Genomic DNA, 17,082 nt, shown 5'->3' with positions numbered 1-17,082 from the left:
AACCCCAGCCGGTGCTGCAGTGACAACGTCTGCCCGGGCGCGAGCACGACCTCCTCGTCGAAGGCGAAGGAGGGGCTCAGCACGGGGAACGGCGAGGTGCGCGCGAACCATGTGATCGGCACCGGAGCGCTGCTGGAACCGGCGAGGTAGAGCACGGTCGCACCGCCGTCGATCTCGTCGTGCTCGGAGCTGAAGGCGACCCAGTCCGCTTCGGATCCCATGACCTCGTCTCCGGTGCGCCCGTCGGCCGAGACCAGGTCCCCGCCGGTCCACGCACGGGGGCCGCGCCAGAAGAACCCGGTATAACCCGCGTTCGGGCGTCCCGCCGTGGTCGGGCTGCCCAGGTGCAGGTCCCGGCCTGAGACGTTGGCCAGGGTCGAGGAGAAGTCGAGCGCCCACAGGCCCCGGCCCTGGTCCGCGGAGTGGAACCGCTGGGTGCGCTTCTCCTCCAGCCAGTGCTCGCCGGTCGAGGAGATCCAGGTGAGGTCCTCGGCGACCGTGGCCGCGCCGCCGTCCCCACCGGCCCTACGCATCCGGTCGTGCCGGATGCTGCCGTTGTTGTCGCGCCACTGGTAACCGTCCTCGGCCGTGAAGGTCGGCCCTCCCCAGAAGTTCTGGCCGGACACGTGCGACAGGGTCATCTGCAGGCCCTTGTGCCACCGGTGGTCCGAAGGCCTGTACCCGGTCAGGGGAGCACCGCTCAGGGTGCGCAGCGGATGCAGGTACGGCTTGGGCGACTCCGCCAGCGGGGCGTCGTCGCGCAGGACGTAGCGGGCGATCTCCACCTCGCCGACGGACACGGCGAGAACGTCACCGGAGCGCTCTGTGCGGGGGGTCTCAGACATGGGTGCGGGTCTCCGTTCGTGCCAGGGCGGCCGAGGCCGCCTCCGGGTCCGGTCCGTGCATGGCGTGGTAGAAGGCGTCGTCGGGGCTGAGCTCGCTGCGCCGGACCGTCGTGCCGGTCAGCGCGGAGCGGTACATGCCGGCCACCAGCTCGAGGGCGCGCCGTCCCTCGCGACCGCCGGTCGCGGGGCGCCGTCCCTGCTCCATGGCGTCGAGCAGTTCGGCGAGCTGGGCCGTGTGAGAGCCGGCCTGGTCCCTGTCCGGCGGCCACCACTGCGGGGCGGGGGAGCTCTCGTCCCGGTCCACCGGGGTGACGCGCCAGTGCGAGTTGTCGTAACCGTACAGGTGTTCCAGCTCGACCGTGGCGTGCTCGAAGTCGAGACGCAGGTAGCTCGTCTCCCTCGGGGAGAGCACGCTGTTGACCACCGACACGCTCGCGCCCGACTCCAGGCGCACGATGGCCATCGCCACGTCCTCGGTCCGGATGTCGCGCGCCTTCGTCTCCATCACCGCGGTGACCTCCGACCAGTCGCCGAGCAGCGAGAACATCAGGTCCGTCTGGTGGATGCCGTGGCCCATGTTCGGCCCGCCGCCCTCGGTCTCCCACCGCCCGCGCCAGGGCACCTCGAAGTAGGAGGGGCCGCGGAACCACAGGGTGTGGCACACGCCGACGAGCGGGCGGCCCAGCACGCCGTCGTCGATCAGGCCGCGCAGGTGCTGGGCGGCCGACCCGAAGCGGTGCTGGAAGACGTAACCGGCGTAGGGGCCGCCCTCGCGCTCGTGGGAGGACACGTCGTCGTACTCGGTCAGGGACAGCGCCGGGGGCTTCTCGCACCATACCCAGGCCCCCGCGTCCAGGCTCGCGGACACGGCCCGGTTGTGGTCGGACGGCGGCGTGCCCACCACGACCAGGTCGGGGGACTCGGCCGTGAGCATGGCCTCGAGCGAGGTGTAGCGCCCCGGTACGTTCCATCGGTCCGCCGTGGCCTCCACGAGGGAGGGGTCGAGGTCGACCAGCGCGACCACGGTGACACGTTCGCCCTGCGCCGCCAGGGCGGGCAGGTGCGCGCCCCGGCCGATGCCGCCGCAGCCGACCACGGCCGCGCGCACGGGTGAGGAGGGTAGAGGGTTCATCGAAGCTCCGTGGGTCGAGGTGTGGCCCTACTTGATGCCGGTCGTGGCGATGCCCTTGACCAGATATCTCTGGCCGGCGAGGAAGAAGCCGAAGACCGGTCCCAGGGCGATGGCCGACAGGGCGAACAACGGGCCCCACGACGTGTCGGAGGTGGCGTCCACGAAGGTGCGCAGGGCCACCGGGACCGTGTACATGTCCGGGTCGGTCAGGAAGATCAACTGGCTGAAGAAGTCGTTCCAGGTCCAGATGAAGGTGAAGATGGTGGTCGTGGCCAGGGCGGGCAGCGACAGCGGCAGGATGATCCGGCAGAAGATGCGGACGTGCCCGCATCCGTCGATGCGGGCGGCCTCGTCCAGGTCCTTGGGCAGGGCACGGATGAACTGCACCATCAGGAAGATGAAGAAGGCGTCGGTGGCCAGGAGCTTGGGCACGATCAGCGGGTAGAACGTGTTGATCCAGTCCAGCTGCGAGAACATGATGTACTGCGGCACGATCAGGACATGGATCGGCAGCATGATCGTGCCGAGCATGATCGCGAAGAAGAGTTTCTTGCCGAAGAACTCCAGCCGGGCGAAGGCGTAGGCCGCCATCGAGCACCCGACGAGGTTGCCGACGATCGATCCCAGAACGACCACGGCCGAGTTCCACATGTAGTGGTGGAACGGCCGGTCGAGCGCGTTCCACCCCTCCGTGTAGTTCTCCGGTGTGAAGTTCGTGGGGATCAGCCCCGGATCCCGGAAGATCTCCTCGGTGGGCTTGAACGAACTGGAGACCATCCACAGCAGCGGGTACAGCATGATCAGCCCGAAGACGATCAGACCCGCGTGCATGAGATACCGCCGTGGCGGCCGGCTCGGCCCCTGCTTCGGGGGCTTCTGCGTCTGTGTGGTGGGCGGGGCTGTCTCAGTTCTCATAATGGACCCAGTACTTGGAGGCGAGGAAGTTCACCGCAGTGAAACCGCCGATGATCAGCAACAACAGCCAGGCCATGGCCGACGCGTAACCCATGTCGAAGGCGCCGAACCCCCGTTGGTAGAGGTAGAGCGTGTAGAAGAGGGTGGAATCGGACGGTCCGCCCGTGCCCCCGCTGACGATGAACGCCTGGGTGAAGGTCTGGAACGCCTGGATGAGCTGAAGGACGAGGTTGAAGAAGATGATGGGGGTCAGCATGGGCACCGTGATGTGCCGGAACCGGTGCAGCGGGCCCGCACCGTCCACTGCCGCGGCCTCGTAGTACATCGCAGGGATCTGCCGCAGACCCGCGAGGAAGATGACCATCGGCGCACCGAAGGTCCACACGTTGAGCACGATGAGTGTGCCGAGCGCGTAGTCGGGGTGGGAGACCCACCCCTCGCCCTGGATCCCGACGAAGGCCAGGACCTGGTTGATGAGCCCGTCCTCACCGAAGATCTGGCGCCACAGGATGGCCACCGCCACACTGGCGCCGAGTAGGGAGGGCAGATAGTAGACCGAGCGGTAAAGGGCCAGTCCCCGCAGCCCGCGGTCGAGGAGCATCGCCAGGGCCAGGGCGGCGGCGAGCTGGAGCGGGACCGAGACGAAAACGTAGACGAACGTGACCCACAGCGCGCTGTGCAGCCGGGTGTCCTCCAGCATGCGCGTGTAGTTCTCCAGGCCCACCCACTCGTGTTCGCCGATCAGGTTGTAGTCGGTGAACGAGAAGTAGAGGGAGGCCGCCAGGGGACCGGCGGTGATGAGGAACAGCCCCAGGAACCACGGTGCGAGGAACCCCAGGGCCGCGAGGTTGTCCTTGTTCTTGAGGCCGGTGCGCGGGGCGGGACGGCGTTTCCGGGGGCGGGGGTCCTCGGAAACGGTCGGCGACGGCGGTCTGCTGGTCTGGAGGGTGCTCACACCGGTCCACCGCCTCTGGCCGTGCTCGGAGCACAGGGCTGCGGATAGGGGGTCATGCTCGGGTTCCGCCGTTCTCGTGGGAGTGGGAAGAAGGGCTCGGCGCTCGGGAAGGGCTGGTCGGCGGGGGTTCGGGGACCTCGGCCCGGGCCCTGGCAAGCGCTATCCAAGTTGGGGATTTTTTAACACCGGCTTTCGTGGGTGTCAATGGTCACGTCAGCTCGGCCGGAGGGTTGATTCCGCTGCTGACCGGCGGTTCTCCGCCCCTCGGAAAGTGTCGGACGGTGCGCGCCGTGTTGCACAGCGGTGTCGCGTGCCCGCCCGTGGTCCGAACGCTCCACCCGAGTCTTGTCCAGGAGTTGGAAAGCGTTTACCCTCTCTGGGTGAACGATTCCAGCCAGCAACGCAGGTACGCGATCGTCGGGACGGGTTCACGGGCCCGGATGTACACCAACGCACTGGTGCACGAACACCGCCACCAGGGCCGGCTCGTGGCCCTGTGCGACACCAACCGCACCCGTATGGACGTGCACAACCGGATCGTCTCCGACGCGGGCCTCGCCCCCGTCCCCACCTATCCCGCCGAGGCCTTCACCCGCATGCTCCGCGAGCAGGCCGTCGACGAGGCCGTCGTCTGCACCGTCGACCGGCTCCACGCCGACTACGTCGTCGCTGCACTCGAGGCCGGCGCGGACGCCATCACCGAGAAACCCCTCACTGCCGACCTCGACGGGCTCGAGCGGATCAACGACGCCCAGGACCGCACCGGCGGCCGCGTCACGGTCGGCTTCAACTACCGCTACAACCCCGTCCACCGCAAGGTCCGCGAGCTCGTCGCCTCCGGAACGATCGGCGAGGTCGGCTCGGTGCACTTCGAATGGCTGCTCGACGGCAACCACGGCGCTGACTACTTCCGGCGCTGGCACCGGGACAAACACAGCTCCGGCGGACTCCTCGTGCACAAGGCGAGCCACCACTTCGACCTGGTCAACTGGTGGATCAACGCCCGGCCCGAGGAGGTCTACGCCTCCGGGCGCCTGTTCTTCTACGGGGACGAGAACGGGCGCCGGCACGGCACCGCCTCCGGCTACACGCGCAGCCACGGTTCCCCGGAGTCCGAGGCCGACCCCTTCGCGCTGCACATGGCCGACAGTGCCGAGCTGACCGAGCTGTACCTGGAGGCCGAGCACGAGGACGGCTACCGGCGCGACCTCAACGTCTTCGGCCCCGGCATCACCATCGAGGACGACCTGTCGGTACTCGTGCGCTACGACACCGGGGTCCGACTGAGCTACCACCTGGTGGCCTACGCGCCCTGGGAGGGCTATCGGCTCTCTCTCACCGGGAGCCGGGGGCGGCTGGAGCTCGACATGGTCGAGAACGNGGCGCCCCGCCGGTGCGGGGGATGCCCGACCACGAACACCGGCAGGGAGAGGCCCGGTTGTGGCTGCGCCGGCACTGGGAACCGCCCCAGGAGATCCCGGTCGTGGTCGGCGACGGCGGCCACGGCGGGGGAGACGCTCTCATGCTCGACACCCTCTTCGGCGGGATCGACGACGGTATCCGGCCCGACCACGCCGACGGCGCCCACGCCCTGGTCACCGGGCTCTGCGCCAACGCCTCCATGGAGAGCGGCCGCCCGGTGCGCGTGGCCGAGCTCCTGGGCTGAGCCCCCCGGTGGCCCCGCACGCGGGGGCACCGGGGGTACTGTGTTCCGGTTCCGGGCCTCAGCAGGTCCCGTCCTCACTGTTGTCCAGCTCGACGTTCTCCACGACCGTGTTCTCGGCGCAGGGGTCCTCCCCGAGGGCCGAGTCGACCACCGTCAGGTTGGACAGCGTGACGTCGGAGCTGTTGTCGAACTCGTCCCGCGCGCTGATGTTGACGGAACCAGGGCCCTCGACAGTGCCCTCCTCTGCGGCCAGGGTCACGTTGTGGCAGTTCTCGATCAGCACGGCGTCGTTGCCGGTCCCGGCGATGTCCACCCGGTCGATGGTGGCCCCGCCGCTCTCGGAAACGCAGAAGACGCCCCGGCCGCCTCCTCGGGCACGCACCTGCTCGACGTGGATGTTGTCCGGGTGGGCGCCGTCGACCAGACCGTTGCGGTTGGCCATGCGGAAGGCAGCGTATCCGGTGCCCTCGCCGACGTCCTCGGCGTCGATCAGGCCGACGTCGGCGTTCTCGGTGTCGTTGAGCAGGAGCCCCGACTCGCCCACGTCACGGGCGGTGAGCGTGCCCAGGGTGAACCCCTCGACCCCGTAGGTCTCCACGCCGTGGCTGGAGGCGCCGGACACGTCCACCTCGTCGATGCTGATGTTGCGTGCGGCGCGTGTGCCCTCGTCGTCCCGGCTGTCGATGCGGATGCCCAGTCCGCCGGAGAGGTCGAGGTCGATCTGTCCGAGATGCACCTCCTCAGAGCTCTGCACGAACACCCCGAAGTAGGGGGCACCGGTCATGCCCAGGTGCGGTATCTCCACGTCGGTCGCGTTCTGAACGCTTACCGGGGCTTCGGGGCCGTCCGTCTCTCCGACCACGTCGAGGGAGCCGCACACCTCCAGCAGGGTGTGGCTGGGCAGGTCGAGTGACGCGTCGGCCGGGACCTCACCCGATCCCTCGACGAGGACCCCTGCCTGTTCGGAGCGGTCGGGGTCCAGGGAGTCCACTGCGGCGCGCATGGCTTCCAGCAGGGCCTCGCCCTCGTGCACCGTCTCACCGGAGGAGGTGACGGTCCAGCCGCTCTCGTCGCCTCCCTCGACCTCGGCGGCGTGGTCGCCGGAGCCGCACTGGGTGGCCCCTGGGCCGCCCGCTGTCAGTTCGGGTTCCGTGCCGGGGGTGGGCGCGGTCGCCAGGAGTCCCGCGCCGAGGGTCAGGGCCACGGGGGCGGCGACGAGTACGGGCAGGGGCGGCCGGAAGCGTCGGGGGCGGGCGTGACCGGGGGGCGTGCGTTCGTGTCTTGCCACTGTTCTCTCCTGTCCTGCCGGAATGCGCTCCGAGTGGGAAAGCGCTTCCTGTGAGGGTGGAAGGTAGCACGCGGGACTCCTTCCCGGAACGGGGGTTCTTTTTTCTCCGCGGCTCGGGGTACGGGGGCCAGGTCAGCAGAGCAGTGATGGCCAGGCATGGAGGGGTGTCGAACGCGTGAGGGGGTTGGCTAGAAAACGCTTTCCGCCTACGGTCGTCACTCACACGACCAGAGGAGTGCCCATGAGTGCCTCCCCAGCCCCGGGGTGCTCTCCACCGCGACCTGCCCACGGGGATCCGACGCCCCGTGGGCGGGGCCCGGAAACGTCGAGGAGGGCGGCGCCGACCCCGCCGGCCCATAGCTCCAGAACACGAACCGGAAGGAGTGGGCGTGACCCACGGACGGCCCGCACACAGGTGGATCCGGTGGCCCCGCGACCCCGACCGGCGAAGGTTCGGCTACGGGGCCGACTACAACCCCGAGCAGTGGCCCCGCGAGGTCTGGGAGGAGGACCTGCGCCTGATGCGGGAGGCGGGGGTCACCATCGTCTCCCTGGGCATCTTCTCCTGGGCCCGGATCCAGACCGGGCCGGACAGCTGGGACTTCTCGTGGCTGGACGAGCTGATGGACCGCGCCTGCACGAGAGCGGCATCGCCGTGGACCTGGCCACAGCGACCGCGTCGCCTCCCCCGTGGCTGGTCACCGCCCACCCCGAGGTCCTGCCGGTCTCGCACGGGGGCGCGACCGTGTGGCCGGGCAGCCGGCAGCACTGGCGTCCCACGTCGCCGGTCTTCCGGGAGCACGCGCTGCGCCTGACGCGGGCGCTGGCCGAAAGGTACGGACAGCACCCGGTGCTGGCGGCCTGGCATGTGTCCAACGAACTGGGCTGCCACAACCTCTTCGACCACTCCGACGACGCGGCCGCGGCCTTCCGCGCCTGGCTGCGCTCCCGCTACGGCGACCTCGACACCCTGAACCAGGCGTGGGGCACCGCGTTCTGGTCCCAGCACTACACCGACTGGGAACAGATCCTGACCCCGCGGGCGGCCGCGTTCATCCCCAACCCCACCCAGGACCTGGACTTCACCCGGTTCTCCAACGATGCCCTGCTGGCGCATCTGCGGGCCGAACGCGACCTGCTGTACCGGCTCACACCCGGGATCCCGGTGACGACCAACTTCATGGTCAACCACCACACCCGCGACCTGGACTACGGAGCATGGGCCCATGAGGTCGACTTCGTGTCCAACGACCACTACGTGCGCCTGGACGAGCACGGCCGCGACGAACTCTCCTTCTCCGCCAACCTGACGAGCGGGTTGGCGCAGGGGCGCCCGTGGTTCCTGATGGAGCACTCGACCAGCGCCGTGAACTGGAAACCCGTCAATCTGCCCAAGGGGGAGGGGCAACTCGCACGTGACTCCCTGCTGCACGTCGCGCACGGGGCCGACGCCGTCTGTTTCTTCCAGTGGCGGCAGTCGCGCGCAGGGGCGGAGAAGTACCACTCGGCGATGGTGCCGCACGCCGGACCCGACAGCCGTGTCTTCCGCGACGTGGTCGAGCTCGGCCGTGTCCTGCGCGAGGACCTGGCCGAGGTGGTCGGCTCCCGGCGGAGTCCCGCACGTGCCGCGATCGTCTTCGACCACCCCTCGTGGTGGGCGGTGGAGCGCCTCTCCCTGCCCTCGGACGAGGTCGACTACCACCGTGAGGCCCTGGAGTGGTACCAGGCCTTCCTCGACCTCGGTGTGCGTGCCGACATCGTGCCCCTCGACGCCGACTGGGAGTCCTACGACCTGGTCGTCGCGCCGCTGTTGCACATCGTGCCGGGCCACCTGGCCGACCGGGTGGCCAGGTACGCCGAGGGCGGCGGCCACCTGGTCACCACCTACTTCTCCGGGACGGTGGACACCGACGACCACGTGCACCCGGGCGGCTATCCCGGCGCCTTCCGGGACGTGCTCGGGGTCCGGGTGGAGGAGTTCTCCCCTCTGCCTTGCGGTGCGTCGGTGGCACTGGACACCGGGGGCAGCGGCGACCTGTGGACCGAGCACACCACCGTGATCGGGGAGGGCGTGGAGACCCTCGCCCGGTACGGCGAAGGACCGCTCCGGGGCACACCCGCCTGCACGCTGCGCCGCCTCCCCGGCGGCGGTACGGCCTCCTACACCTCCACCCGGCTCTCGGCCGAGGCCCGGGAGCGGTTCGTGCGCCGCCTGACCGAGGAGGCCGGGATCGGCTCCGAACTCCCCGAACCCCTGCGGGGCCGCGTCGAGCTGGCCGTGCGCGCCACGGAGGAGACCGAGTACTGGTTCCTGTCCAGCCGCACCGGCGAACCCGTGGACCTCGCCGGGGTTGGAGGCACCCCGCTGACCGGGGCCGCAGCGCTGCTGCCGCCCGACGGGGTGGCGGTCCTGCGTGCGGAGCGGCCCTGACACAGGCCCGGCCGCGGGGCCGGGCCTGCTTCTCCCCCATCCGATCACGACCCCATGGAGGCTGATCGACCGTGTCCGTCCCCCGACACAGGCTGCGCAGCGCAAGCGTGCTCGCGGCCGGTATGAGTGTGCTGCTCACCGCGGGCGCCACCCACGCGCCGACCGTCCGACCCGAACAGGATCCGCATGCACAGATGGAAGACCTCGACCGCGGCCTGGTGGCCGTGGAGTCCGACGAAGGGGTGTTGCTGAGTTGGCGCCTGCTGGGCCACGAGGTGTCCGGGCAGAGTGAGAACGGTATGGAGGGCCCGGATTTCGAGGTCTTCCGTGATGGTGAGTCCCTCGGCGTGGTCGGGGACAGCACCAACTTCCTCGACGAGGACGGCAGCACCGAGGCCGCCTACTCCGTGGCTCGCGTCGACGGCGAGGGCCCCGAGGGCGAGGCGTCGGTGTGGGAGGACGGGTTCCACGACATCGGGCTCCAGCGCCCCGAGGGCGGGACGACGCCCGACGGTGTGGAGTACGAGTACTCCGCCAACGACGTGAGTGTGGGCGACGTGCTCGGCGACGGGCAGTACGAGTTCGTCGTCAAGTGGGACCCGAGCAACTCCAAGGACAACTCGCACACGGGCTACACAGGCAACGTGTTCATCGACACTTACACCCTCGGCGGTGAGCTGCTGAACCGCATCGATCTGGGCCCGAACATCCGGGCGGGTGCGCACTACACGCAGTTCCTGGTCCACGACTTCGACGGGGACGGCCGTGCGGAGCTGATGTTCAGGACCGCGCCGGGTACCCGGACCGTCGAGCTCGACGAGAACGGGGAAGAGGCCGGCTCCGAGTACATCACCATGCCGGAGGAGGACCTGGAGGCCGGCCATTCCCACGGGGACGACCACCGCTCGAGCGCCGACGACTACTACGAGAACCTGGTGGAGAGGTTCGAGGGTTGGCACGCCGAACCCGAGGTCGAGGCCGGGCAGTGGCCCGCGACGATCGAGGAGGGTCTGGGTGAGGAGCCGCGCTACGACTACCCGTTGGGCGAGGGTGAGGCGCGGGAACTGGCCGACTTCTTCATCGACGAGTACGCCCCGGACAGGAACGAGAACAACGACCTGCGCGGCTTCGAAGGGTTCGTCGTCGAGGGGCCCGAGTACTTGACGGTCTTCGACGGTCAGAGCGGCGCGGAACTGGACACCGTGCGCTACGAACCCGAGCGCGGCGACGACGGTCTCCGCTGGGGTGACTACGCGATGGAACGCATCGAACCCGCCAACCGGGTGGACCGGTTCCTCGCGGGCGTGGCCCACCTCGACGGGGAGGCCCCCTCAGCGGTCTTCGCGCGCGGCTACTACACGCGAACGGCCGTGGTCGCCTACGACTTCGACGGCAAGCGCATTCAGAAGCGATGGTCCTCCGACAGCGGGCACGTCGAGATGGACAACCCCTTCGACGACGACGGCATCCACATGCGGGACGCGGCCGACCCGGAGCTGGGGGTCTTGGCCGGACAGGGTTTCCACTCCTTGAGCGTGGCCGACGTGGACGGCGACGGGCGCCAGGAGATCGTCTACGGTTCGGCCGTTCTCGACCACGACGGTTCCCTGCTCCATTCCTCCTGTGGCGAGAGCCCGGCCGTGGACGGGGACGAGTGCGTGAAGTTCGGCCACGGGGACGCTCTGCACGTGGGCGACTTCGACCCGGACCGGGACGGTCTGGAGATCTGGTCGGTCCACGAGGACTCCACGGCCCCCTACGGGTACGCCATGCGTGATGCCGAGACCGGCGAAGTGCTCTTCGGTGATTTCGTGGGCGGTGACGTGGGCCGGGGGATGGTCGGTGACATCGACCCCGATCGCGCCGGTGTCGAGGCCTGGTACCAGATGGGTCCGGGTGAGGGCGAGGCCGGATCGTACACGGCCGACGGCGAGTTCCTGGGTGAGGACGTGCCGGGAACCAACATGAGTATTCGCTGGTCGGGCGACATGACCACCCAGATCGTGCACGGCGCCGACACCGAGGACGGCTCCGAACCGCCCCGGATCGAGGACTGGAACGAGGGCACTCTCCTGACCGCAGAGGGCACGCTGACCAACAACGACACCAAGGGCACCCCGTCTCTGGTGGCGGACGTGCTGGGGGACTGGCGAGAGGAGTTGATCGTGCGGACCGAGGACAGCTCGGCGCTGCGCATCTTCAGCTCGCCCGAGGTCACCGACCTCAAGGTGCACACGCTGATGCACGACCCGCAGTACCGGGTGGGCATCGCCTGGCAGCAGACGGCCTACAACCAGCCGACCTATCCCTCGTTCATGCTGGCCTCCGGCACGGACTGGTCGCAGGTGCCCGAACCGCAGATCCACTACCCCGACCGGTAACGCCGTCCCGGGCCCCGGGAAGCACTCGAATTGAAGTCGTCGAGCAATACGTCTCCCACTCGGCAGATTCCGGGGTCCGGACACCGCCGGAGGGAACCGGTCGCACACGGCTCATCGGGGGCCCGCGTTCTGTCCGGTGACCGGATCCGCAGCCCGCGCACGTCGGCTCCCGATCAGGCCGGGCATCCTCTTGACAATAGTTCGTTTAGTAACCAAACTAATTTTTCCAGTGTCCCGGTGTGGCCCGATACGACCGACCCGGAGATCCTTCGCCGGCCCCGCGCCGCCGGCACTCCGTGACCAGTACGCGTCGGCCCGGGACGCCATGGCGGGCCAGGGCCGCTGCATCGGCCGTGTGGAGTGCCCCGGGAGTGAGGCGCCGAGAAGCCCACAGGCCGGAACCGACTGTGCAACCAGTGGAAACCGACCAGAGAACGAGGATCCATCATGAGCGACTTCCGCCCCACCCCTGACGACAAGTTCACCTTCGGCCTGTGGACCGTGGGCTGGCAGGGCGTCAACACCTTCGGCTCGGCCGTGCGGCCGCCGCTCGACCCCGCTGACGCGGTCCGCAACCTCGGTGACCTGGGGGCCTATGGAGTCACCTTCCACGATGACGACCTGGTCCCGCCCGGTAGTGACGCCGCGACGCGCGACTCGATCCTGCGCCGGTTCCGGTCGGCGCTGAAGGAGACCGGACTGGTCGTGCCGATGGTCACCACCAACCTCTTCAGCCACCCCCTCTTCCGTGACGGCGGGTTCACCTCGAACAGTCGGGAAGTACGCCGCTACGCGCTTCGCAAGGTCATCCGCAACATCGACCTGGCGGCCGAGATGGGTGCGAAGACCTTCGTCTGCTGGGGCGGCCAGGACGGGGCGGAGAGCGAGGCGGGCAAGGACAGCCGCGCCGCCCTCGACCGGCTGCGCGAGGCCTTCGACGTCTTGTGCAACTACGTGCGCGAGCAGGGCTACGACATGCGGTTCGCGGTGGAGCCCAAGCCCAACGAGCCGCGCGGTGACATCCTGCTGCCGACGGTCGGCCACGCCCTGGCGTTCATCTCCGAGTTGGAGCACCCGGAGATGGTCGGCGTCAACCCCGAGGTCGGACACGAGCAGATGGCGGGACTGAACTCGGCGCACGGTGTCGCCCAGGCGCTGTGGCACGACAAGCTCTTCCACATCGACCTCAACTCCCAGCGCGGGATCAAGTACGACCAGGACCTGCGCTTCGGGGCCGGGGACGTCAAGGAGGCCTTCTACCTGGTGGACCTTCTGGAGAACGCGGGTTACACCGGCCCCCGGCACTTCGACTTCAAACCGGCCCGGACCGAGAATTTCGACGGGGTATGGGCCTCGGCCGAGGCGTGCATGCGCAACTACCTGATCCTGAAGGACAAGGCCGCTGCGTTCAGAGCCGATCCGGAGGTGATCGAGGCGCGGGCCGTCACCGGCGTCGAGGAGCTGTCCCGCCCCACGCTCGGCCCCGATGAGACAGTGGCGGACCTGTTGAGCGGCACCCTCGACATCGACAGCGCCGGGGAGCGCGGCTACCACGTCGAGCGCCTCGACCAGCTTGCGCTGGAGCACCTGTTCGGCCTGCGCTGAGCAATCGTGCTCAGCCGGACCGCGGGACGGCCGTGCTCTGACGGACGACGAGGTCGGTCGCGAGGTCCAGGCGCAGGTTGGCGGGCCGCTCGCCTCGGCTGAGGCTCAGTGCGAGGCGGGTGGCCTCCTCGGCCATCTCGACGAGTGGTTGGCGCACGGTCGTCAGCGGCGGTCCGACCCAGCGTGCCGTGGGCAGGTCGTCGAACCCGACCACGCTCAGGTCTTCCGGGATGCGTACCCCAGACTCGCGCGCCGCCTCGTAGACGCCCATGGCCTGGAGGTCGTTGCCGGCGAAGATCGCCGTCGGAGGATCTTCGATGGACAGCAGTTCCTCGGCCCGGTCGTGTCCGCTCCCCACGCTGAAGTCACCTTCCTGGACGAGGGCGGGATCCGCCTCCAGGCCGGCGGACTCCAGGGCGGAACGGAAACCGTCGACGCGCGCGCGGCTGCAGAGGAACTGTTTCGGGCCGCCGATCACGGAGATCCGCTCGTGCCCGAGGGCGATGAGGTGACGGGTGGCCGCGAGGCCGCCGTTCCAGTTGGTCGCGCCGACCGAGGGGACGCCGTCCCCGGGGTCGCCGTTGGGGTCGATGACGACGAAGGGGATGCCACGGGTGGCCAGCTGCTCGTGCTGTTCCGGGGAGAGGTTCGAGAGCACGAGGATCGCTGCCGTGGACCGGTGTGCGAGCACGGAGCCGATCCAGGCGTCCTCAGGGCTCTGTTGCCCGCCGGAACTGGAGAGTACGACCCTGAGGCCCGCGGCGCGGGCCGCTTGTTCCACCCCGCGGATGATCTCGATCGACCACGCGCTGTCGAGCTCGTGGAACACCAAGTCGATGGTCGGGGAACTGGTCCTCTTCGAGGAGCGGCGCCGCCGGTACCCCTGCTCGCTGATCAGCTCCTCGACGCGTGACCGCGTCGCGGGGGAGACGTCGGCGCGGCCGTTGAGCACCTTGGAGACCGTCGACACCGAGACACCCGCCGATTCCGCAATTTTCGCGATCGTCATCGGTTCGGACTCGGTGGATTCTCGGGACTTGGATGTCGCATCTGAAGTCACACCATCCGACCTTACCCGGCTGTCGGGGCCTGTTCATCGGCGGGCGATGGCCGGGATGTGAGGTGGATCTCCGATAAGTATTGACCTCGAAGATGGCCGTACCTAGGATCGGCCTTCAATGTTTCGGAAATACCGTCGAAACTTTCGAAAGCCATCCGAGGACGGCCGAACCTTCCGCCGCGACCGGAGCGCTCCGGAGGCGGGCCTCTGTTCCACCCCGCGCCCACGGTTCGATGACTGACGTAGAAGGGTGATCCCATGACGCCTCCGCCCGATTCCGCCGGCGATGCGCACAGCACCGACGGGAGCACCGCGGGCGCGGCGGACGACACCGCACCGTGGCGGGACCCGTCACGACCGGTCGATGAGCGCACCGAACAGCTGCTCCAGCTCATGACGTTGGAGGAGAAGGTCGCCCAGCTCCACGGGGTCTGGGTGGGGTCGGACTCCGGAGGGGAGGTGGCGCCGCACCAGGACGACATGGCCGGTCGGTCGACGGCCTGGGACGAGTTCATCGCCGGTGGACTCGGTCAGCTGACCCGCCCCTTCGGGACCGTCCCCGTGGACCCGGCCGCCGGGCGCGAGGCCTTGGCCGGCTCCCAGCGGGAGATCATGGCCGCGAACCGGTTCGGTGTCCCGGCACTGGCCCACGAGGAATGCCTGGCCGGGTTCACGACCTGGGGTGCGACCGTCTATCCGGTCCCGCTGGCATGGGGCGCGTCCTTCGATGCCGAACTGGTGGAGCGGATGGCCGCGCAGATCGGTGAGAGCATGCGCGCGGTCGGTGTCCACCAGGGGCTGGCACCCGTGCTCGACGTCGCCCGGGATCCGCGCTGGGGCCGTACCGAGGAGACGATCGGCGAGGACCCCTACCTGGTCGGAACGGTCGGTACTGCTTATGTCCGGGGCCTGCAGTCCTCCGGCGTCATCGCGACGCTCAAGCACTTCGCCGGTTACTCCGCCTCCCGTGCTGGGCGCAACCTCGCACCGGCCTCCGTCGGTCCCCGCGAATTGTTCGACGTGTTGCTGCCGCCGTTCGAGATGGCGGTGCGCCTGGGCGGTGCGAAGTCCCTCATGCACGCCTACAACGACAACGACGGGGTCCCGGCGGCCGCGGACCACGCCCTGCTCACCGGCTTGCTCCGCGACGTGTGGGGGTTCGACGGGACCGTGGTCGCCGACTACTTCGGCGTGAGCTTCCTGGAGACCCTGCACCGGGTGGCGGACTCCCCGGAACGGGCCGGTGCCATCGCGCTCGGGGCCGGCGTGGACGTCGAGTTGCCCACGGTCCACTGCTACGGGGCCAGGCTGGTCGAGGCGGTCCTTCGCGGAGACGTCCCGGAGTCCCTGGTCGACCGTGCGGCCCGGCGCGTGCTGGCCCAGAAGTTCGAACTGGGGTTGCTCGACCCCGGGTGGGACCCGCTCCACGGCGGCGCGGCCCCGAGTCCGGCCCGTGGCCCGGGCGAACAGGGCGGCCGCCCCGTTGGAGAGGACGGCGTCGACCTCGACCCCGACGAGCACCGGCAAACCGCCCGCAGGCTCGCGGAGGAGTCCGTGGTGCTGCTCGCCAACAGTGAAGGAGCGCTCCCGCTGGACGGCGCGCACCGCTTGGCGGTGGTGGGTCCGTGCGCGGACACCACCACGTCCATGCTGGGGTGCTACTCCTTCCCCAGCCACGTCGGGTTCCGTTTTCCCGAGGTCCCCCTCGGGGTGCGCATACCGACGATGCTCGACGCGCTGCGCGCCGAGATGCCCGGGGTCCGGATCGACCACCGGCACGGCTGCGAGGTCGACGGGGCCGACAGGTCGGGCATCCGGGAAGCGGCGGACGCCGCGCGCCTGGCCGACATGTGCCTCGTCTTCCTCGGCGACCGGGCCGACCTCTTCGGCCGGGGCACCTCGGGGGAGGGGTGCGACGCCCAGGACCTGACCCTGCCCGGCGTCCAGCGCGAACTGCTCGAAGCCGTGATCGCCTCCGGGACCCCGGTGGTCCTGGTGCTCACCTCCGGCCGGCCCTACGCGTTGGGCGGGGTCGCCGACCGGCTCGCCGCGGTGGTCCAGGCCTACTTCCCGGGCGAGGAAGGGGGGCCGGCCGTGGCCGGGGTCCTCTCGGGGAGGGTCAACCCGAGCGGGCGGCTGCCGGTGAGCGTGCCCCGGGGCCCGGGGGCACAGCCAGCGTCCTACATCGGCCCGCCCCTGGCGCACCGCAGCGAGGTGAGCTCGGTCGACCCCACCCCGTTCTACCCGTTCGGCCACGGCCTGTCCTACACGCGTTTCTCCTGGGAGTCGCCGAGGGCCGGAGGCCGTGCGGCCGACGCCGAGGAGCCGGTGGTCGTGGGCACGGATGCGTCGGTGGCGGTCGGCTGCACGGTCCGCAACACCGGCGACGTCCCGGGCACCGAGGTCGTGCAGCTCTACCTGAGCGATCCGGTGGCCCAGGTGACCCGCCCGCCGCGGCAGCTCATCGGTTACGCCCGAATCCACCTGGAGCCGGGGGAGGCCCGGGACGTCGAGTTCGCCGTACACACCGACCTGTCCGCCTACACCGGGCAGGACGGCCGCCGCATCGTCGAACCCGGTGACCTGGAACTGTCGCTGGCTGCCTCCAGCGCCGAGACGCGCCACACCGTCCGGGTCCGCCTCGAAGGCGCGGTCCGCACCGTCGATCACACCAGGAACCTGACGACCGGCGCCCACCTGGGTGACCCGCGCGGAGCCTTCGCCCACCCCTGAGGCCCCGCGGCCGGGCACAGCAACGTCCCACCACCGGAGAAGAACCCGTCCGGAGCAGCGGAGTACGCCGT

At 69.6% G+C, this 17,082-nt stretch carries 10 protein-coding genes and 2 pseudogenes; 6 read left to right on the top strand and 6 right to left on the bottom strand.

Annotated elements, in window-relative coordinates; translation table 11 throughout:
* From D474_RS30085 to D474_RS0125515, 4 genes are all read right to left on the bottom strand, one after another.
* Positions 1–845: DUF6807 domain-containing protein (locus tag D474_RS30085; protein WP_017616322.1), on the bottom strand; the 845-nt coding region annotated here is incomplete at its 3' end.
* Positions 838–1,977: a Gfo/Idh/MocA family protein gene (locus tag D474_RS0125525; protein WP_040704482.1), complete on the bottom strand. Its 1,140-nt coding sequence runs from the start codon at positions 1,975–1,977 to the stop codon at positions 838–840. The genes D474_RS30085 and D474_RS0125525, both read right to left, overlap by 8 nt.
* A 27-nt stretch (positions 1,978–2,004) precedes the next feature.
* On the bottom strand, positions 2,005–2,892 hold the full coding sequence (locus D474_RS0125520; protein WP_026118796.1) for a carbohydrate ABC transporter permease: 888 nt from the start codon (positions 2,890–2,892) through the stop codon (positions 2,005–2,007).
* Entirely contained in the window at positions 2,882–3,847 is a 966-nt protein-coding gene (locus D474_RS0125515) for a carbohydrate ABC transporter permease (protein WP_017616319.1), read from the bottom strand. Before D474_RS0125515 ends, D474_RS0125520 begins: the two co-directional genes overlap by 11 nt.
* 440 nt (positions 3,848–4,287) lie before the next feature.
* Here D474_RS0125515 and D474_RS30080 point away from each other — a divergent pair.
* Positions 4,288–5,513: pseudogene (locus tag D474_RS30080) on the top strand (Gfo/Idh/MocA family protein).
* A 58-nt stretch (positions 5,514–5,571) separates the two neighbouring features.
* On the opposite strand, the gene D474_RS0125500 reads toward D474_RS30080, so the two are convergent.
* Positions 5,572–6,801, bottom strand: coding sequence for a hypothetical protein (locus D474_RS0125500; RefSeq protein ID WP_017616316.1), 1,230 nt, complete (start codon positions 6,799–6,801; stop codon positions 5,572–5,574).
* 521 nt (positions 6,802–7,322) lie between these two features.
* Here D474_RS0125500 and D474_RS33720 point away from each other — a divergent pair.
* From D474_RS33720 to xylA, 4 genes and pseudogenes are all read left to right on the top strand, one after another.
* Positions 7,323–7,376: pseudogene (locus tag D474_RS33720) on the top strand (hypothetical protein); the annotation flags it as partial.
* Positions 7,377–7,408: 32 nt separating this feature from the next.
* Positions 7,409–9,232, top strand: a complete 1,824-nt coding sequence (locus tag D474_RS30075) for a beta-galactosidase (protein WP_239647185.1) — start codon at positions 7,409–7,411, stop codon at positions 9,230–9,232.
* Positions 9,233–9,303: 71 nt separating this feature from the next.
* A complete protein-coding gene (locus D474_RS0125490) occupies positions 9,304–11,613 on the top strand; it encodes a rhamnogalacturonan lyase (protein WP_017616313.1) in 2,310 nt (769 codons plus the stop codon).
* Between the two features lie 447 nt (positions 11,614–12,060).
* On the top strand, positions 12,061–13,218 hold the full coding sequence (xylA, locus tag D474_RS0125485) for a xylose isomerase (RefSeq protein ID WP_017616312.1): 1,158 nt from the start codon (positions 12,061–12,063) through the stop codon (positions 13,216–13,218).
* Between the two features lie 10 nt (positions 13,219–13,228).
* Here xylA and D474_RS0125480 read toward each other — a convergent pair whose 3' ends face one another.
* Positions 13,229–14,227, bottom strand: coding sequence for a LacI family DNA-binding transcriptional regulator (locus D474_RS0125480; RefSeq protein ID WP_083932000.1), 999 nt, complete (start codon positions 14,225–14,227; stop codon positions 13,229–13,231).
* Positions 14,228–14,536: 309 nt separating this feature from the next.
* Between D474_RS0125480 and D474_RS0125475 the strand changes: the two genes are divergently transcribed.
* Entirely contained in the window at positions 14,537–17,011 is a 2,475-nt protein-coding gene (locus D474_RS0125475) for a beta-xylosidase/alpha-l-arabinosidase (RefSeq protein WP_017616310.1), read from the top strand.
* Positions 17,012–17,082 lie beyond the last annotated feature (71 nt).

Origin of the sequence: Nocardiopsis salina YIM 90010 (assembly GCF_000341025.1) — a bacterium.
Classification (GTDB): Bacteria; Actinomycetota; Actinomycetes; order Streptosporangiales; family Streptosporangiaceae; genus Nocardiopsis; species Nocardiopsis salina.
This window is presented reverse-complemented; position numbering and strand designations above follow the sequence as displayed.